Source organism: Streptomyces sp. NPDC054866, from assembly GCF_053610745.1.
In genome coordinates this window covers 348688-368071 of record NZ_JBSGZA010000001.1, presented here as the reverse complement: position 1 = coordinate 368071, position 19384 = coordinate 348688, and the positions used below count along the sequence as shown (strand labels likewise).

The 19384-nt window shown below is 72.6% G+C and carries 12 protein-coding genes; 11 read left to right on the top strand and 1 reads right to left on the bottom strand.

Annotated features, from left to right (window positions below; genetic code table 11):
- Positions 1-71 precede the first annotated feature (71 nt).
- Entirely contained in the window at positions 72-425 is a 354-nt protein-coding gene (locus tag ACWGI2_RS01470) for a hypothetical protein (RefSeq protein ID WP_453692989.1), read from the top strand.
- Here ACWGI2_RS01470 and phsA read toward each other — a convergent pair.
- On the bottom strand, positions 413-2365 hold the full coding sequence (phsA, locus tag ACWGI2_RS01465; protein WP_453692987.1) for an O-aminophenol oxidase PhsA: 1953 nt from the start codon (positions 2363-2365) through the stop codon (positions 413-415). The genes ACWGI2_RS01470 and phsA overlap by 13 nt on opposite strands.
- 252 nt (positions 2366-2617) lie before the next feature.
- Here phsA and ACWGI2_RS01460 point away from each other — a divergent pair, with 252 nt between their 5' ends.
- The 10 genes from ACWGI2_RS01460 to ACWGI2_RS01415 all read left to right on the top strand — a co-directional run bounded on the left by ACWGI2_RS01460 (position 2618) and on the right by ACWGI2_RS01415 (position 19384).
- Positions 2618-3838 (top strand): hypothetical protein, encoded by a 1221-nt coding sequence (locus ACWGI2_RS01460; RefSeq protein WP_453692985.1) that lies wholly within the window; start codon positions 2618-2620, stop codon positions 3836-3838.
- A gap of 102 nt (positions 3839-3940) precedes the next feature.
- Positions 3941-4426 (top strand): hypothetical protein, encoded by a 486-nt coding sequence (locus ACWGI2_RS01455; RefSeq protein WP_453394039.1) that lies wholly within the window; start codon positions 3941-3943, stop codon positions 4424-4426.
- A gap of 25 nt (positions 4427-4451) precedes the next feature.
- The gene (locus tag ACWGI2_RS01450; protein WP_453692983.1) at positions 4452-6728 is read left to right on the top strand and encodes a tetratricopeptide repeat protein; all 2277 of its coding nucleotides are present in this window, start codon (positions 4452-4454) and stop codon (positions 6726-6728) included.
- 10 nt (positions 6729-6738) lie between these two features.
- Positions 6739-12711 carry a CHAT domain-containing protein gene (locus ACWGI2_RS01445; protein ID WP_453394037.1) on the top strand — a complete coding sequence of 1991 codons (5973 nt, stop codon included), beginning with the start codon at positions 6739-6741 and terminating at the stop codon, positions 12709-12711.
- A complete protein-coding gene (locus ACWGI2_RS01440; RefSeq protein WP_453394036.1) occupies positions 12708-13085 on the top strand; it encodes a hypothetical protein in 378 nt (125 codons plus the stop codon). The genes ACWGI2_RS01445 and ACWGI2_RS01440 overlap by 4 nt, the downstream gene beginning before the upstream one ends.
- Before the next feature lie 48 nt (positions 13086-13133).
- Positions 13134-13592 (top strand): nucleotide exchange factor GrpE, encoded by a 459-nt coding sequence (locus ACWGI2_RS01435; RefSeq protein ID WP_453394035.1) that lies wholly within the window; start codon positions 13134-13136, stop codon positions 13590-13592.
- Positions 13589-15730, top strand: coding sequence for an Hsp70 family protein (locus ACWGI2_RS01430; protein WP_453394034.1), 2142 nt, complete (start codon positions 13589-13591; stop codon positions 15728-15730). The genes ACWGI2_RS01435 and ACWGI2_RS01430 overlap by 4 nt, the downstream gene beginning before the upstream one ends.
- Entirely contained in the window at positions 15727-17508 is a 1782-nt protein-coding gene (locus ACWGI2_RS01425; RefSeq protein ID WP_453394033.1) for an Hsp70 family protein, read from the top strand. Before ACWGI2_RS01430 ends, ACWGI2_RS01425 begins: the two co-directional genes overlap by 4 nt.
- Complete coding sequence (locus ACWGI2_RS01420; RefSeq protein ID WP_453692981.1) at positions 17505-18908, top strand: hypothetical protein; 1404 nt, start codon at positions 17505-17507, stop codon at positions 18906-18908. The genes ACWGI2_RS01425 and ACWGI2_RS01420 overlap by 4 nt, the downstream gene beginning before the upstream one ends.
- Entirely contained in the window at positions 18905-19384 is a 480-nt protein-coding gene (locus ACWGI2_RS01415) for a hypothetical protein (protein ID WP_453692979.1), read from the top strand. Before ACWGI2_RS01420 ends, ACWGI2_RS01415 begins: the two co-directional genes overlap by 4 nt.

Here is a 19384-nt window from a genome sequence, read left to right as displayed (position 1 = left end):
ACAGAACTACCCGGCGTGACCCGGCGCGACGATTCACGAAAGAGTGACGTCCAGCCAGATACCGTGACCGCGTGAACACCGCCTCCGACATCACGTCCCTCTGGGAGCGGACGACCAGCGTCCAGATCACCGGAACACTGGGCGAGCCGGAGCTGCGGCACGATGTGAGCGACCCCAGCGAGCTCCGCGAGCTGTCCACGCTGCTGGCGATCAACCTGTCCGCCGACGCCTTCTGCTGCATGTGCTGGGGCGATCTGCGATTCCTGCTCAGCGATGCCCGTGGTCGGCATGTCGAGCAACTGACCCTGCACCTGGGCAGCACGGGCAGCGAGCTCGAATACGGCCAGGACGGCCAGTTTCCGCTGGTCCATGCCGAGGCCCTGCGGAACTGGCTGTCCGTCCGAGGACTCTGTCAGCCCTCGTGACCTCCCCCGTGGCCTGCCCCGCCATGGCCCCCGTGCCCCGCCCCGTGGTCGAACTTCAGAGCCTCCTTCGGCATGACCACGAAGGGGCGCATCATGCCCATGTCCTCGTGCTCCAGGAGGTGGCAGTGGTACATGAAGCGGCCGTACGCACCGTCGAACTTGCCCATCACGCGGAGCAGTTGACCGCCGGGGACCAGGAAGACGTCCTTCCAGCCCCGCTCGTTCGGGGCGAGGGGGATCTCCCTCTTCGGGTCGAAGGCGATCGGCGCCAATGTGCCGCCCACGGAGACGTCGAACCCTGACACGTCGTACGCGTCGCGGCCGAGGAGCTGGAAGTCGGCCAGGTGGATGTGCATGGGGTGGGTCACCGGTGGGTTCACCGCGAGGTTCAGGAAGCTCCACTGTTCGTGGCTGCCCTCGGCGATGGTGAAGCCGAGGCCGTCGTTGAAGGTGCGGGCGGTGCGGCCGTAGGTCTTGGTCTTTCCGTCCGCGCCCCGCAGCTGGACGACCCCCTCGGTCGGGACCCGGATGTCGCCCGCGTCCTTGATCTCGGTCATCTCCCAGATCTCCGGGTGTCCCCCGCCGCCCTTCGTGGCGGGCGGAGTCAGGACGATCAGGCGGTGACCGTGGTCGATGTCATGGCTCAGCGGGCGGAACGAGCCCGAGAGGATCTCCGGCAGCGAGAAGGGGTCATCGACCTCGGTGTCCCGCACGCGGAACTCCATGACCTCCGGATAGCGCACGTCGTTCGCCGGGTCCGGCACCCCGGGGGCCTGGCCGCGGCCCTTGTTCACCAGACGTACGCGCGTGCCCGCGAGGGCACGGAAGTCGATCAGGAGGTCCATCCGCTCGGCCGGGGCGACGGTGAGCGTGGGCAGTTCCTCGTCGAAGTCGACCGGCACGGGGCGCGGCAACAGGCCGCCGTCGCTGCCGATCTGGTGCATGACGCCCCGCACGGGGTTGTTGTCCTCGTCGACGAGGACGAGGTCGTAGATACGGGCGTTCGACGCGTTCACCAGGCGGAAGCGGTGCCAGGCCGCGTCGACGTCCGCGTACGGCCAGATGCGGCCGTTCACCGTGCTGTACGGGCCCGTGAAGGGCAGCGAGACCGGCTTGCCCGTCTCCGGGTTCTTCTCCTGGACGATCACGGTCTTGTGCAGCAGGCGGCCGTTCAGACGGCCGTCCTCGTCCGTGTCCAGGTTCCGGTCGGCGAGCAGCAGCGGGATCTCCCGCTCCCCGCAGGGGAGATGGAGCGCGTCCTCTTCGTCGTCCCGCACCAGATACGTGCCGTACAGCCCCGCCTGGACGTTCCAGCGGGTGATGTTCATGGCGTGGTCGTGATACCACCACTGCACCGCCTGGTGGTCGTTCGGGTACTCGGAGAGCTGCGCGTCGCCGAACCCCACCGCGTTGTCCGCCCACCCGTCGTTGCCCCCGCCGGTCTGCGCGCCGTGCAGGTGCGTCACCGACCAGGCCGGCAGCGCGGCCACGTCCTTGTTCGGCTCGACGCCCCCGCGCCCGGGCAGCGTGGCGGGGCTCGGGACGGCCCGCGGCACCTCGACGGAGGTGACGGGATACTCGGCGCCCTGCGGGATGCGGTTGGTCCACGCGATCCGGATGCGCCGTCCACGCCGCACCTCGATCGTCGGGCCCGGTACGCACCCGTCGTACCCCCACATCAACGTCGGCGGCAGCTGCGGGTGCAGTCGGATCCAGGCCGGGCGCAGCGCGATCTCGGTCTCCGCGGGCACGTCGGTCTCGTCGCGCACGTCGACGGAGTCGGGCCGCAGGACCGGCGGCACCGGCAACGGCGTGACGTACGGCGCTAACTCCCCCGCTGCCGACGCCGCGTCGACCTCGGAGGCCGAACCCGTCAGGCGGTCAGTGATGCGCTCAATGATGTCGGTCAAGATGAACACCCCCGTGTTGATCAGTCGCATCGATCAGTCACGCCAACCAGTCGCGTTGATCAATGCAAATGCAATGGCCCAGGCCTGGAGCCGAACGCCCCCTGTCCTGGTGCTGGTTGAGCGGCCTGGTCAGTGGCCGCCCTCTCACCTCAGAAGACTCCCGGCACCCCCGGCACAGTTCCCCGAATCTCCCATTCCGCAGTAAAAGTATCGGAAAGTGCATAGGGAATCGGGTAGTCCTGTTGTGGGTCTGCTGTCAGTGACCGCTGTTACTTTCGGAACATGACCGAACGTGCACTCCGTCTGCTGCGACAGGACCCGCGTCTGGCCGAGCTGGCCGCGTTCCCTTTCGCATTCGACCTGTCCCGCGCGGACCACGTCGAAGAGGTCCGCCTCGCGTCGGGCGGCCCGTTGGAACCGATCGCGGGGGACGATTCCGGAGGCACGTATTTCGTGTGCGGCGACGGTTCCGTGCTGTACGCCGATTCCGAGGGGTCCGCGGGAACCATCGGGGACAGCGTGGACGAAGCCCTGGAGATCCTCGTCGGACTGCCGGGCTGGCATGACTACGTAGGCCTGTCGCCGACCGACGGCGAGGCGCGGATACTCGCTGAGATCGCCGACACGGAGGGCGACTTCCGCGAGGACTGCGTGCCCGATCTCGACGAGCGCCGCACCGCGCTGCGGGGCGCGCTCGGGCTCCCGGAGCGCTCCCCCGTGCAGCTCGTCGCGCGCCTGCACGCCGCGCTCCTGCGCACCGAACCGGACCACCTCCTCCTCAACGCCGTGGAACACCTGGCCTACAAGCGCCTCGACCCCCATCCGCGCCCGCCCCTCTGGGAGCAGGTGCTCGCCAAGGGCCGGACCGACCTGGCCCTGCTGCGGACGGGCGACCGCACAGTCTGGGACGGCGTGGCCGGGAACCGTGCGCGCAGGGTGGCGGTGCTGCGCGCCGCTCAGTACGACCGGCGGAACACCGATCACGCCCTCCTGCGCCACCTCCTCAAGCACGAGGCGGACGCTCCCATGTCCGACGAGCTGCGGCTCGCCGTCGTCCTCGTGGGGCTTTACGGTCTGGCCGAGGACCTGCCGCTGCTGCGTGAGGTCCATGAGACGACGTACGACACGTGGTGCGGCCTTGCCGGGCTTCCGGATGAGGCCGGTCAAGTCCAGGAGTGGGCGCGCTCGTTCGACGACTCCAACTATGGGGTGGACCCCGACGACGAACCGGAATCCACCTGGCTGGAGCTCGCACGGGAGCAGGGGATGGTGGAGCCGGCCCGGGTCCACCTGATCCGGGAGCTGGACGACACCGGCCCGGACCCCGCCCAACTGGCCGTGTTGCGCGATGAGTTGGAGCTGCTCGGCGACTACACCCAGGCGATACGGGCGCAGCGTCTGTTCCGGTCGCTGCAAGGCACCGCTCAGGGCCGGGCGGCCGCGGACGCACGGCTGGCCGAGCTGGAGCGGAAGGCCGTGGAGGCCGCGGCGGCGGAATCGTAGGTTTCCCCGCACCGGTGCGGTTGCCGCCTCTAGGCTGCGGGACGGAGATCAGCTCGGCAGATCAACTCGGCAGATCAGCTCCGGGAAGGAAGGACCGCCCACATGACCGACGCACCGCCGCTGCCCGCGGAGCTGCTCCTCGGCCAGGACGCCTCTGACGACCTGCGGCGGGATCTGGTCTCCGCGCTGGAAGGCCTGGGCGTCCACACGGCGCGGGTGCGCCGCGCGGTCGATCACCGGGGCGCGGCGGACATCCCCTGGATCATGCTGGCGTCCCTGCCTCTACAGGCGTTCTTGAGCGGGCTCGGCGCGGAGGCGGTCAAGGACTCGTATGCGGCGCTCAAGGATGTCGTACGCCGGTCGTCGCGCTCCGCGGACCCCACCGACCCTTCCTCCGGCTCCGCCCCTCGGCCGCTGGTGCTCCAGGACCGGCGCACGGGACTGCGCGTGGTCCTGGAGCCGGGCCTGCCGGGCGAGGCGTACGAGCAGCTCCTCGGCCTCGACCTGGCGCGGTTCAGCGAGGGCCCGCTGCACTACGACAGGGAGCAGGGCCGCTGGCGCTCCGAGCTGGACGAAGCGGCCGGCTGACCCGCCGGGGACCGGGGGTGGTGAAGTGGGGCCGCAGAATGACCCGACCGACGCGGAACAGGCCTGCACCAGAGGCGAGTTGAGCCAGACACGGCACGACGTCGAAGCCGCGGAGCGGGACTTCCTGGCGGCGCTGGCCCTGATCGGGGACGGGACGGATGGCGCAGCTCTCCGGGCGCGCGCGCACGTCGGCCTCGGACGGCTCCGCCTTGCGGCGGGGGAGGCCGAGGAGGGGGCAGTGGAGTTCGGGCGTGCGCACGAGTTGCGGCCCGACGCGTCGGAGCCCCTGCACTGGCTGGGGTGCGCGGCGGCACACCGGGCGGCGTACGAATCAGCGGACGAACACTTCACCGCGGCACTCAACTGCGCGAGCCCGCACCGCCGGTCGCGGATTCAACGGGCGTACGTGCGGGTGCGGTTGAGGCGGTACGAGGATGCGCTGGACGATCTGCGCAGGGCGGGGGAAGAGGGCGCGCTGGATGCGGAGGCGCGGTGGGTGATGACGGCGCTGTCGGGTGGCGGGGCGGGGGGTGAACTCGCCCTGTTGCTGCGTAAGGCAGCGCTGGCTGGGTTGAGGGTGGGGGGTGAGCGGAGGACGCGGGCCGAGGTGGACAGGCGGGGTTGGGCGGTTGAGCTGGGCGAGCGGGGTGAGCAGAGCACGCAGGTCGAGGTGGGCGAGCAAGCCACGCCAGGCGACGCCGGCAAGCGGGCCGAGCCGGACGGGCCCGGCAAGCAGGCCGAGCTGGGTGGGTCCGGCGAACAGGTCCAGCCGGGTGGGCCCGGCGGGCATGGTGGGGGTTTTGGGGCGGGGGTGGGGCTTGTGGGGGTGGGGTGGGGGGCTCGGGTTGTTGAGGCCTCTCTTTCGTTGCTTGGCCCTGGTGAGGTTGAGGGAGAGTTCGTACCCCTGTACGCCGTCCTTCTCGTCCTCGGGGGGCGGCGTGAAGCCGCCGTCGCGCTCTTGGAGGGTGCCGCCCGGCGTGACCCCGCCGACCACCGGATCACCCACACGCTGGCCCTCGCGCTGCTCAACTCGCCCGGGGAGCAGGGTTGGGAGCGGTGCGTTGCCGCCTGGGGCGCCCTTCTGCACGATGACGCCTTCTGGGAGCACCGGCGCGCCTCGGCCGGGGCCAGGTTCGGCGTGCCCGTGGAGGCGGCTCTCGACGCGGGGCTCCGGGGCGATCTACGGGAGCTGATTGAGCGGCGGATGCCGGAGGGGGACGCCGGTGACCGCGTGCCGCCGGGGGCGCTGCTTCAACGGGAGGCTGATGCCGCGAGGATTCTGGCCGCGGTCGGTGGGTTCCCGGCCGGGCGTGGCGGGGAGCCCCTGGTGGGCGGGCCGTTACGTATCGCAGGGCTCGGCCTGGTCGACGAGTTCGGCTCCTTTGCCGCGGCGGCACCAGAGACCGTCGTTGCAGAGTCGCAACTCGCCTACGCCTTCTCCGAACTCGGTTTTGCCCAGCTCCTGCTCAAGCAGGGCAAGCCCGCGGCTGCCCTCGCCGCGCTCACCGAGTTGCGGTGCCCCAGCTGCCGCGAGCGCAGCGAAGCCGCCGCCGCCATCTGCGAACCGGACTGCGGCCGTTTCGACGCGCTGAACCCCGCCTATGCCGGGCACCCCGACAAGCACCACCGCCTCGCCCGCGACGCCCGCGGCCTCGCGCTGCGGGCCCGGCTCGACCTGGGGAGCAGCCAACTGACCGCCGCACACCCCGACTTCCGCGCCGCCGCGGCGTCCTGGCGGCGCGCCCTCGTGCACGGCAGGGAGCTTGAGCGCTACCGCGAGACCCAGGCGGTCGTCGTCAATTTGGCGCTCGGCGCGGCGCGGGCGGCGCATCGCGCGGGAGATCCGACGCGAGCCGTGGACACGCTGGAGGCGGTTCGCGCCATCACCGGCGCCAATGAACGGGGGCGCCTGGAGGGGCAGTTGGCGCGGCTCCTCGCCGACCGGGGCATCTCCGCGGCCAACCGCGACGGCACCTTCCTCGACGCCCCCGCCGCGGACCTGAGGCGCTCCGTCGCCTTCAACCCGCACCTGCTGCGCGCACAGATCAGCCTCGGTGTCGTACTGCGCGGGCTCGCCGCGCGGCGGTGGCGTTCGGGCAGCGTGTCCGGGGCCAGGGCGGCCCTGCGGGAAGCGCTGGACCAACTCGACGCCGCACTAACCCACTTCCCCGGCGACCCCGAGCTGACCGAGCAGCGCGACGCGGCCTTGGCCGACCTCGACCATGTCGCTGCGGAGCGGCAAGAAGCAGAGCGGCAAGCGGCAGGGCGGCAAGAAGTAGAGCCGCAAGAGAGCGGGAGGTGACGGCGGCCCAATGCTCGCCTACGAGGAACTCCGCATCCGCATCCGCCCCATCGGCACGTCCCGTTACCTGGTCACGGCCAACGGCCCCGCCACCGCCGCCGAAGTGATCACGGTGAACGGCGAACCCGCGGCCTTCCGCGACCAGTGGGACCAGCTGATCTCGGCCGAGCTCGGCCTGGCCCCCATGGGTGAGCAGCACACGGTGGCCCAGCTCCGGGGACTTGGCCGCGGTGTCTTCCAGCTGCTTTTCGGAGAGCGGGGTCCCGGTCCCCGCCCGGAAGGCGTCGGCGCCTGTGTCGGCCTCGCACTGGAGCGGGCCCAGCGGATGCGCCCGGCGCGCGGACTGCGGATCCGGTTCGACGTGCCGCAGGAGCTGCGCGACCTCCCCTTCGAGACGCTGTGCGCGCCGCCGGGGCAGCCGCAGCAGTCGCTCGCCCTCAACCACAGTTACTCGTTGGTGCGTTCACTGCCCGGCGGCCCACTGGGCCAGCGGCTTCCCGAACCCGCGGACGAACCGAGCCTGATCCGGCTGCTCGTGGCCTGCGCGTCGCCCGTCGACGCGGGCCTCCCGCCCCTGCGCCTCGACGCCGAAGTGGCCGCGCTGCGCCAGGAGTTGCCCGAGGTCGCCGTGCGGACCACGGTGGTCGAGCGGGCGACGCGCAAGAGCCTGGAGGCAGCTCTCGGCGCGCACTCCCCGTTGCCGACAGCCCTGCTGCTGATCGCGCACGGGACGTACGACGAGGAACTCGGCAAGGGTGTGGTGACCCTGGAGACCGAGGGCGGCGGTGTCGACCACGTACCGGCCGATCTGCTCAGCGGGATCCTCCTGAAGGCGCCGGGGCTGCGCCTGGTCGCGCTCAACCTCTGCTCCGGAGCGGACAGTTCACTCGCCGAGCCCTTCTCCGGGCTCGCCCAGGCGCTGATCGGCGGCGGCGTGCCCGCCGTGGTGGCGATGCGGGGGCGGGTGAGTGATGTGTCGGCGGGACAGTTCAGCCCGGAGCTGTTCAAGGGGCTCGCGGCGAACCGCACCATCGACGAGGCCGTGGGTGCCGCGCGCCGCCGCATCTCGCATCTGCCGGGGCACACGGCGGTGGAGTGGGCGACGCCCGCGCTGTTCCTGCACGAGTCGTGCAGGCAGGGCTGGCTGTTCAAGGCGCGGGAGGTGCGGGACGACGGTGGCGCCGTCGCCGATCCGCTGCGCGAGGGCGCGGACGCGCTGCTGGCCTTCCAGAGACCCGTGGGGCATGTCGACTCCACGGTCCTGATCGGTGCGGCGCGGTTCCAGCGCGACCTGGGGCAGTGGGCGCAGGTGCAGCGGACACTGCGGGCCGAGACCCGCCAGTTCGAGGACGAGCAGCGGCGGCTGCGTGCGGAGGCGGCGTTCGAACTCGCCTGGGAGGAGCTGGAGAAGCTGTGCTCGCTGCTTGCGGCGGAGCGGGACGCGGGCGCCGTCGTAACGCAGTTCGAGTCCCTGCGCGACGCGCTGCCCGGCCCCCCTCCCGCCTGCCTCACTACGGAGGTGGAGCGGCTCCGGCATCTCACCGGGCTCGCGGAGCGGGCGCGTGCCGCCGAGGAGGCCGGTGACTGGGCGGAGGCGGTCGCGGGGTACGAGGAGCTGCTCTCCGCGCACCCCGCGGGCCTCAGGGACACGGCATCCCGCCTCGCCGCGGCCCGCGACGAACTCCACGTATCGGAGGCCTTCGGAGCCGCCGAGCGGGCCCGTCACCGCTTGGACTGGGCGTCCGCCACGGCTACGTACGCCGACGTCCTCGCCCGGCGGCCCGGACACCGGGGGGCCGTGGCGGGCGCGGCCTATGTGAGCGGCCGGGTCGCGCAGGACGCCGGTGAGTGGGGCGCGGCGGATGCAGGGTACGCGGCGTGCGGAGGGCTTGAGGACTCGGCGGCTCGGGCGGCGTACGTACGCGGGCGTGCCGCGGCCGAGGCGGCGGAGTGGGGGGCGGCGCGGGCGGCGTTCGCGGAGGCGGAAGCGGAGGCGGAGGCGGAGGCTCTCCGGGTGGGCGGCGGCGATGCGCCCCCGGGGCAGACCCCCGGCGAGATCCCCGCCGGGACCCCCGGCCCTGATCTCGCCCGCTGGCGCGCCTACGCCACCGGACGTGTCGCCGAGCGCGCGGGCGCGTGGTCCGACGCGGTCGAGGGGTTCGCCGGTGCCGGTGACTTCCTGGACGGGGGTGTGCGGCTGCTGTACGTACGGGGGCGCTGTGCCGCGGACCGTGAGGCCTGGCCGGAGGCGCTCGCGGACCTGGAGGCCGCGGCCGCCCAAGGGTGGGACGTGGAGCCGTGGTTGAGCGGGCTGCGGGAGCGGATGTACCAGGAGGCGCTTGACGCGGCGGGCGTCGGGAACTGGGCCGACGCCCTGACGAGCCTCGGCCTGTTGCCCCTTGAGTACCGCGACGTGCGGCCGCGCAGATGCTACGTCCAGGGCCAGGTGGCGGCCTCCGGCGGCGACTGGCCGAAGGCGGCGGACGCGTTCGCGGAGTGCGTCGTCGCGGGGCCGGCCGTTGGGGGCGGCGGGTTGGACGACGCGGACGCGCTGCGGACGTACGCGCAGGGCCGCCTCTGTCAGGACGAGTCGCGCTGGCAGGACGCGCTGGCATGCTTCGAGCGGCTGTCGTCGGACCTGCTCGACGTGCCCGACCGCCTCCTGTACGCACGCGGCCGGGTCGCCGACGCCCGCGCCGAGTGGGCCGGTGTGATCGACGGCTTCGGCCGGCTGCACGACACGTACGCCCACGGCGAGGTGCGCGACCGCCGCCGCTACGCGCGCGCCCGCGTCGCCGCCGAACTGCGGGGTGACTGGAGCGCGGTCCTGAGCCTGCTGGCCGACGTCCCCGACACGGGCCGCGCGGGAGCGGTCGGCGCCCTGCGCCGCAAGGCGGAGGGCCGGTTGGCGGAGGCGGCGGGAGACTGGGCCGCGGCCTGCGAGATCTACGCCCGGGGGCTGCCCCCGGCGGATCCCGAAGCGAGCGCCGACGCCCCCTCCCGCCAGAACGCCCACCACCACCTCACCCAGGCACTTCCCCCCGGGCAGGCCACAGCGGAGAACACCAGCGGCACCCTCGTTCAAGCACCCCACGCTCGCCTCACCGACCCGCTACTCCCCGCGCCAGCCACAACGGAGACCGCCCGCAGCACCCCCAGGCAAGAACCCCACGCTCACCCCACCAACCCGCCACCCCCCACACCAGCCACAACGGCGAACCCCAACAGCACCCCCCGCCAACAACCCCACCCCCACCACCCCGAAACGCACGAGGCCGACCCCGGTCAAGAGCCCCTGCATCTCCACCTCTACGCCCTCGCCCGTACCCACGAGCTCAGCGGCAGATGGGCCGATGCCCTCCTCGCCTACCAGGCGTTGCCCGACCGCTGGGGCGATGTCGTCGTGCGGCGGCGTTACGCGCAGGCGCGGATCGCCGAGGGTGTTGCCGCGAGCCCCGCGGAGTGGCGTGCCGTCGTGGCCGCCTTCAGTTCCGTGGAGGCCGAACCCGGAGTGTTCGAGGACGCCGCCCGTCGCCGGAGGTACGCCCAGGTGCGGCTCTCCGAGGCCGAGGGGGACTGGGCCCGCGTCCAGGAGGGAGCCGCCGCGCTCGGGGACCACAGGGACGCCGCCGCGCTCGGCGCCTACGCGCGCGGGCGCCTCGCCGACGCCCACCAGGAGTGGCAGCAGGCCGCCGACGCCTTCCGGCGGTGTGCGGGGCATCGGGACGCCGACGCCCATCTCGCCTATGCGCAAGGGCGGTTGCTGGAGACCGCGGGGCGGTGGAGCGACGCAGTCGCCGCGTACGAGCGGGCAGGCGGCGGTCTCGACCGGGCCGACGCGCGGTGTCGCAGGCTCCGGCGGCTGCTCGAACTGCTGCCCTGGGCGGACGGACTCACCAGCGCCCCGCTCGTCGCCGATCCCTTCGCGTCCAGCGACCCGACGTACCCGTACTTCGCGCTGCGCGACGCCGGCGTCGACCCCGGCGCCACCATGGACGCCGTCAACGACGCCTCGTACACGCTCCTCGAACGCGGCGGCATGACATGGTCCGAGCGCGTCGCCTGGGACCGGCTGCGGCTTCCGGCGCGGCGGCTCCAGCTGGACGCGCTCCTGTACCGGTGGCACTCCCCCGCCACGCTGCGCGACGCGATGGCCGGGCTCTCGCCGGACGAGGGGGCGGCTGCCGGGCTCCTGGGGGATCTGTGCGGGCGCTTTCCGCGGGACGCGCCCCTCCTGCTGCTGCTCGCCCGTGACCGGGAAGCGGCCGCCGCCGAGTGGGAGCGGCGGCTCGCGGCGGCCCCGGGTGACATGGCCGTCGTCCATGGACTCGCCGCCGCCCGGCTCTGGCAGGCGCAGGAGCTCGAACAGAGCGGGGCCTGGGAGCACGCCGTCACCGCCTGGGAGTCCGCGCTGGCCTATTGGGCGACGCTCCTCAGCGACGACGAGTACTGGGACGGCTGGCGCGCCGAGCGTGCCGCCTGCTACGAACGGGACCTGGCGAGCGAGGACACCGCCCAGCTGCGTCTCGAACTGAGCCGGCATCTCTTCGGGCAGCTGTCCGCCTGCGAACAGCGGCACACGGAGCAGGAGCGCCCCGAACAGGCCACCGCGTACGAGGAGTTGGCGGCCCTCCTGGAGGCCGAGCTTGGCGCGGCCCGCGTCCTCAAGGACCTCGGCGGCCTGCGCGACGTGCCGGGCGCGGGCACCGCACCGCTCGCCTGCGGCCCCCGCTACCTGCGTCTGCTCCACCTGGAGGCGCCGCTCGGCGCACTCTCCGCCGCCCTGGACGCGGCGGCCGAGCAGGGAAAGGACCCGGGCGTCTACGCGGTACGCGAACTGCGCTGGGCCTTCTCGGAGTTGGCGCAGAGCTTCGCCCTCTCCGAAGTCCACAAGTTCGAGCCAGCCCTGCGCGCGCTGCCCGCCTTCGCCACCCTCACCACGCTGCCCGCCGACTGCGCGGGCCCGGCGTCGGCCACCGCACCGGCCGAGCACATCGAGGCGTGCGCGCACTGCCAGGACTTCCTGCGCCGCAATCCCGCGTACGTCCAACTGCCCGAGCGGCACACCAAGTTGCTTCAGGACGGCGTCGAGCTGGCCGTGCGCGTACGCCTGGCTCTTTCCCGCACCGCTCTCACCGACGGCGCGGGCGGCCTCGACCGTGCCCTCGCCGAGTGGGCCGAGCTCGTCCGCGTGTCCCGGCGGGCCGGTATGCAGGCCCGCAGCAAGAAGGCGGTCGTCACCGCCGTGCTCGGCCGCGTCGAAGCCCTCGTCGACCGGGGTGGCGCACAGCGCGGTGACTGTCTGGACGAAGCCGTCACGCTCGTCGAAGCGGTACCGCCGGTCCTGCACCCCCTCGACCGCGACCTGGTGAACCAACTCAACGCGAAGCTCTCGGCGTTGCTGTCCATGCGCGGAGTGTGGCGCGGCTACACCCGCACCAAGTACGGCATGCGCTCCGACGCCTACGGGGCCGAGGCCGACCTGCGCCGCGCCCTGGCCCTCAACCCCGCGTCCAGTCACGCCCGCGACAATCTGGCGCGCGCCCTGGTCTTCACCCTCGACGCGCACACGCACACGATCCCGGGCCGCCTGGAGATCCTCCACGAGGCGCTCGGGCTCCTGGACGTGGGCCTCGGGCAGGCCCTGACGCACGGCTACCGGGAGACGCTGGGCGAGGCCCTGGACGAGATGGAGCGGCTCCTCGCCCAGGACCTCGGGGTGGACGGACTGCGTGACCTGATGCGCAGCGACAGCGAGGAGGCACCGCCCGACGAGAACGAACTGGGCTCCTGGGCAGCCCTGTTGACGGACCGCGCCGAGGAGTCCCTCACGCGCGGCGACATCCGGCGGGCCCTGCATCATCTGATCCGCGCCACCCGCGCCGACCCGACGAACAGCCGCATCAGGCGCGCGCTGCTGGACGCGGTGCGGCGGCGGCTCGACGGGCTCATCGACAGTGCGGCAGGAGGAGACGAACAGTGATCAAGGATCCGTCGACGAGCTGGGACGGCGGCCCGTACCCCTACGACGCGCTCGCCGAGGTGGGCGTCACCCCCGGCATGTCGCACGCCGACCTCCAGGACGTCTCCTTCGAGCTGCTCGCCCGGCGCCTGATGACACCGGCCACCCAGCATGCCTGGGACGAGCTGCGTGTCGTACGCCGCCGCATGGTGGCCGAACTGCTGCTGTACGACGTGGACTTGGCGGCTGAGCTACCCGCCGCCGAAGCGGAGCTCGACCGCGCGCTCGCCGCCGGGGCCCCTGGGCAGCCCGCAGCCCCCGAGCGCCCCTCACCCTCCGACCCCCCGGAGGAAATCGTCCGCCTCCTCGACGACCTCATCACCTTCGACATCTGACACCCCCGGCGATCTGACACCCCCGCGACACCGAGGAGCCCGCCTTCGATGAGTACGCAGGACCCGTCCCCCGCGACGACGGTCACCGCGGCCCGCCTCGCCTATGAGAACTCCCTGGCCCTCGCCGCGCGGGACGCCGCCCATCGCGCGCTGACCGAACAGCTCCTTCTCGTGCTCGCCGACACCTTGGACTCCTTCGACCGGCTGCTCGCCGACGGCACGGCGGCCACCCCGGATTCGTACCGAAGAAGCCTAGAACTGATCTCCCGTCAGCTGGAAACGGCCATGACAGGACAGGGAGTTGAGCCCGTGGGCCGGGTCGGCGAGCGCGCCGAGCCCGCGACCCATCACGTCGCCGAGGTCCGCGCCGCGCCGCCCGGTGCTACCGACGACGAGGTCCTGGAGATTCTGCAGCGCGGATATCGATACCGGGGGCACGTCCTGCGCGCCGCCCGGGTGGTCGTCGCCGTGACCGGCGGCCCCGAGCAGGGAACGGAGCGTTCATGAAGGCCATCGGCATCGATCTCGGCACCACGAACAGCGCGGTCGCCGCCCACGATCCGCACCGCGCGGACATCGCGGTACTCACCAACAGCAAGGGCGAGCGGCTCACCCCGTCCGTGGTGGGCCTGGCCCGGCAGGACCGCCCCCACCAGCCGCTCGTCGGTGAGGACGCGCTGAACTGGGCGATCAGACAGCCCAAGGACACGGTGGTGTCCGTGAAGCGCCTGATGGGCCGGGACTTCGCGGACACGTCGGTGGCCGAGGCGCGCGGCAGGCTGAGTTACGAGATCGTCGCGGGGCCCGACGACGACCCGCGTGCCCACGTGGTGCTCGGCGAGAAGACGCTGACGCCGGCCGATGTCTCGCGGATGATCCTGGAAAAGCTCGTCCAGGACGCGACCCGGACCCTAGGCGAGCAGGTGACGCACGCCGTGATCACCGTGCCCGCGTACTTCCGTGACGCCCAGCGCGCCGCGACCCGTGAGGCGGCCGAGCGCGCGGGCCTGGTGGTGAAGAAGATCGTGGACGAGCCCACGGCCGCCGCGGTCGCCTTCGGCCTGCACAAGCCGGGCGGCGAACGCAGCCGGGTCCTCGTCTACGACCTCGGGGGCGGCACCTTCGACATCTCGGTCCTGAACGCGGTCAAGGACCGGGAGGGCAACAGCCAGTTCCAGGTGCTGCGTTCGGCGGGCGACATCTGGCTGGGCGGCGACGACTTCGACCTCGCCATCGTCGAGCGGATCATCCAGTGGATGCGGGACGAGCACCAGGTCGATCCGTCGGGCGACAAGGCGTTCCTCTTCCAGGCGAAGAAGGCGGCCGAGCGCGCCAAGCGCGAGCTGAACGACCTCGACGAGACGTACATCGTGATCCCGGCGGCGTACCGCAGCCAGAAGGGCGTGCTCGACGTCGAGATGACGCTCTCCCAGGGCGAGTTCAACGCGATGATCGCGCCGCTGGTGTCCCGGACGATGGACCTGGTGACGGAGACCCTCGGCCGCTACGAACTGGCGCCCACGGACATCTCCGACGTCCTCCTGGTGGGCGGCGGCACGCTCACCCGGCCCGTGTACGAGGCGGTCGAGGCGTTCTTCGGCAAGGACAAGGTCCGCAGGAACATCAACCCCATGGAGTGCGTCGCCTTCGGCGCGGGGGTGCTCGCCGAGACCCTGGACGGCGTGGAGTGCCCCGACCCGCAGTGCGCGAAGGTCAACGAAGACTCCGCGCAGGTCTGCGAGGACTGCGCGGAGAGCCTGGTCAACGCCCGCCCTGTCGGCTCGACGGGTCTGTACGAGTCGACGCCCATGGCGATGGGGATCGCCGCGGTCAAGGGCTCCCAGCGCGATGTGTTCGTCGAGATCATCCCGGCGGGTTCGCCCTACCCGCTGCCCGAGCCGCGGCAGCGGACCTTCCACGCGACCGACAGCCGCCGCATCCGCGTCCCGGTCTACGAGGGCGACAGCCAGGTGGCGAGCGAGAACCACGAGCAGGGTGTCGTCGAGTTCGACCTGCCGCAGGAGATCGAGATCAACCGGCACGTGGACGTGTCGTTCAACTACTCCGCCGACCGCATCATCACCGTACGCATCAGTGTGCGCGGCACCGACATGACGCTTGAGGCGACCCCGAACCGGGAGCGGCCGAGGACCCCGCCGCCGGAGACGGGCGCGGAGGTCGACAGCCATGTGCTGCGCGAGGAGCTGGGGTATGCCGAGCGGGAGGCCGATCACTTCCTGAAGCGGTACGGCACGTACATCGAGCCGGTGCAGGCGATGAAGGTGCGCCGTGACATCGAGCAGGCGCAGCGGGCGGCGGCGATGGGCGACAGCGGCGAGTACAAGCGCCTCACCGAGCTGCTCCTGGACGACGTGTTCCACCAGTGCGGTCTTGCCAGTCAGTTCCGGCAGGCCGAGCTGGCGTCGGAGGGCGCGCCGCCGGACACGGTGCGGCAGATCAACGAGGCGGTCGACTTCGTCAAGCAGGCCCACCGGCAGGGCAATCGGGTGCAGACCGCGCAGCAGGCCCGCAACCTGCGCAGTCTGGTGGCGGTGGCCCAGTCGGAGCGCCGGGTGCGGTCGCTGCCCGACCGGCCCGACTACGGCGGCATCCTCCAGGTCGGGGAAGACACGGTCGACGGATGACTTCAGCGGTGGGGCGCGCCCCTGTGTGCCTCGGGCTCGACTTCGGCGGCACGGGCCTGCGTGCGCTGTTCGCGCTGCCGGGGCAGCCCGCTCGCCGGCTCGACCCGGGGGTCGTCGACCGGCCCGACTGGCCGTGGCTGCTGTGCGAGCCCGCCCCCGCGGGGGTGCTTCCCGTCTCCTTCCCCAGCCTCAAGAGCCGGGTCGGCGGCGGGCGGCCCGTCCGGGCGCGGGGGGCGTCGTTCGAGCCGGAGCGCCTGGTGGTGCGGATGCTGCGGCTGCTGCGGGAGCGCCTTGAGGCGGAGACGTCGGGGACGCTCGCGCAGACCGTGATCAGTGTGCCCGCGGCCTACCGGTCGGCGCAGCGTGCGGCGCTGCGGGACGCGGCGCAGGAGGCGGGGCTCGCGCCCACGCGGCTCATCAGCGACGCGATGGCCGCCGTCGTCGGACACGCTTCGGAGCGGGACAGCGGGACCTTCCTCGTGTACGGGATGGGGTACGAGGGGTTCGAACTCGGCCTGGTCCGCGGTGTGCGGGGGCACTACCGCGCGCTCGGCCACGAGGGCGCGGCCACCTCGGGCGGGCGCGCCTTCGACGGGGAGGTCCTCTCGTCGGCGGTACGGCTGCTTCGCAGGCACCGCGGCCCCGGGTCGGTGTCGGGGGTGGACCCCGAGGTGTGGCTCGCGCTGCGGGCGCGGGCGCAGGAGGCGCGGGAGGCGCTGAGCACGCCGGGGAGCGCGGGCGCCGAGCTGTCCCTGGACGTGGGGACGGGTCCGCCGCTGGACGTGCGGATCACCCGGCCCCATCTGGACGCCTACCTCGCCCTGCATGTGCGGCGCACGGTCGAGCGTGCGCGGTCGCTGCTCGACCAGTCGGGGATGACGCCCGCGGACGTCGACACGCTGCTCCTGACGGGCGGCAACACCCTGATGGAGCAGATCGGTTCGGGGGCAGCCGAGCTCGGCGGGCACCGGGTGCAGGCGCCGCCCGAGCTGCTCGCCCTGGGGGCGCTGAAGCACGCGGTGCGGCTCGCGGGCGGGGCAGGCGGTTCCGCCGCGCTGGAGGAGGGCCCGCTACAGCCCGCCGACCCGGTCGAGGACACGCTGTCGGACGCGCCCGCTCTGACGGCCACGCTGGTCGGGGGCGCGGAGCAGGCGCGGGAGGCCTCGCCGCGCAGGGATGTCGAACAGGCGCGGCTGCTCGCGGGGCAAGGGCGGGCGCAGGAGGCCGTGACGCTCCTGCGGGAGATCGTCGCGGAGGCGGGGGCGTTGCTCGACGAGCTGACGTCGATGCCGCCGCCGGTGGACCCCGACGCACAGACGCCACCTCCGGCCGACCGGATCGCGCTGCGTCAACTCGCCCGCGCGGAGCACCTGTTGGAACTCGGGCGGTACGAGGACGCCGTGCAGGCCTCGCACGCGGCGTGGATGGGGGCGGCCACCAGGCCCGCCGGGGCCGACGTGCTCGACGCGATGATCGACGTGCACTGCGCGGCCGCGATGGCCGACACCTCGCCCGGCCACTTCCCCGACGCCGAGCGGTGGCTGCGGTGCGCGTACGGCCATGACCCGACCAGCGAACGCGTACGCGGACTGCTCGCGGAGCGCACCTACCGGCACGCGGTGGAAGTACAGCGTCTCGGGGGACGCGATGAGGCGATTGAGGCCCTGGGGAAGTGCCTCACATGGAATCCTGAACACGCCGATGCCGAGGCCCTGTTGCGGCGGTTGAACCGCGACGGGCACAACCGGCGAGGCCCGAGAACAGGGGGAAGCGTTTGACGCCCGCAGAACTGCTGGACGAGCGGAAACTCATCGACGAGTTGCGGCGTCTGGCAGCCCATCCGTCGCTCGCACCGCGTTCGGCCGAACTGACCGTGCTCGCCGATGACTTGAAGCCCGCGCACCAGCTCGACCGATGGGCCGAGGTGGACCTCGTGGACGCCTACGTACGCCCCGAGAGCGTCCTGACGCCGCCCGCCGGGCAGGCGGGGCGGCACGACGGACGCCTCGAAGCGGCGCTCGGCATCCTCGTCTTCATCCCGCTCCTGGTGACGTGGTTCGGACTGCGGGAGGCGGTGCGGGCGTACGGGGAGCTGAGCAAGGAGGACCCCAAGGAGTCGACGCGGCCCTTCCTCCAGCTGTGGCAGTCCGGCTTCGGCGGGCATCTGACGGCACTCGGCCGCTTCGAGAACGTCGCGCTGATGGCGGTGCTCCTGATCGCCCTCCTCGTCCTGCTCTCCGTGTGGCACGCGCGAGTGCGGGCGCGCACGGAGCGCGAGGAGGCGGAACAGCAGAGCGAGCGTGAGCGCCTCCTCGCCGAACTCGCGTCCGTCCTCACGCGTACGCAGATGGTGCTCGTCCCGCACCGCAGCGCCTCACCCCAGCAGTTCGCCTCCGAGCTCACCAAGGCGGCCACCCAGATGCGGCAGCTCGCGTCGAAGGCGGCGACGAGCCACAAGGCGCTCACCGACACGACGACGGCGGTGAGCAGATCCATCGACGCGCTGAAGGCCTCGGCGGACGCGCTCACCGTCGAAGTCCCGAAGCTGGGCGTCGCGGCGTCCCGCATAGAGCAGACCCTGCGCGACGGCCGTACGGCGGCGGACAAGGCGAGCGTGGCGGGCGCGGACGCGGCGCGCGGCATCGCCGACCGCGTCAAGGCGGCGGGCGACACGGTCGAGGCGTCCCTGAAGTCCCTGATCGCCGCCCAGCAGTCGCTGGTCACCAAGTCGGAGTCGGTGGCCGAGGCCACCGACCGGGCATCGCAGGCGCTGGTCGCGAGCACGGGACGTACGGGCGACGCGGTGGACGGGATGCGCGAGGCGACGGAGCGGTGGGACGCGGCGGCGGCGCACTGGCAGGACGCGGCGGCGCGGCTCGACGCCCGGATCGGGGCGCTCGCGGGGGCGTCGGGCCTGCCGTCGGGCCTGCCTGGGGCGCCGGCCGTCGCGGGGAACGGACATGCGTGGGGCGGCGGCTCGAACGGGCAGGCCGTCGACGGCGCCGGGGATTCCGATGACACGCTCCGGAGCGAGGAGACCCTCCGGAGCGATGGCACCCTCCGGAGCGAGGAGACCCGCGCCCTGCACGCCCGCGGACGCCACATCCCCTCCCCGGCGGAACCGGTCGACGCGCCGCCGCGGCCCCCGCACCGGCCGCCCGGCGGGGGCGACGCGTGAGCCGACCGCGGCGCCGAGGGCGGATCAGTGTGGTGGTCCTCGCGGGGTGGCTCTTCGCCGATCTGCTCCTCGTCCTTGCCCTGGTGTCGATGGCCGACCGCCCCGACCCCCTGGCCGACCGCCCCAAGGCGTCCCAGAGGGAATCGAAGCCGCCGCCCTCCAATCCCCCCACGGGCCCCCGCTCGGTGGAGCTGCGGCCGGAGGAGTTCCGGGTCAAGGGCACGGACAAGGGTGATCTCGCCACGCAGATCCACAAGAACACCGGGAAGTGGGCGGGCCGTGAGGCGGCGCTGGTGCTGACGTTCGGCGGTTCCAGGAACGGCGAGGCGTACGCGCACCGCGTCAACTCGCTGCTCGGCAAGGGCCGTCCGGGCATGTTCACCAAGAAGACCGCGACGGACGACTTCCACAACCTGGGCGACCCCGTGTCGACGGCGAAGGTCAGGGTGTACTTCTACACGACGCCGGGCAGCTGA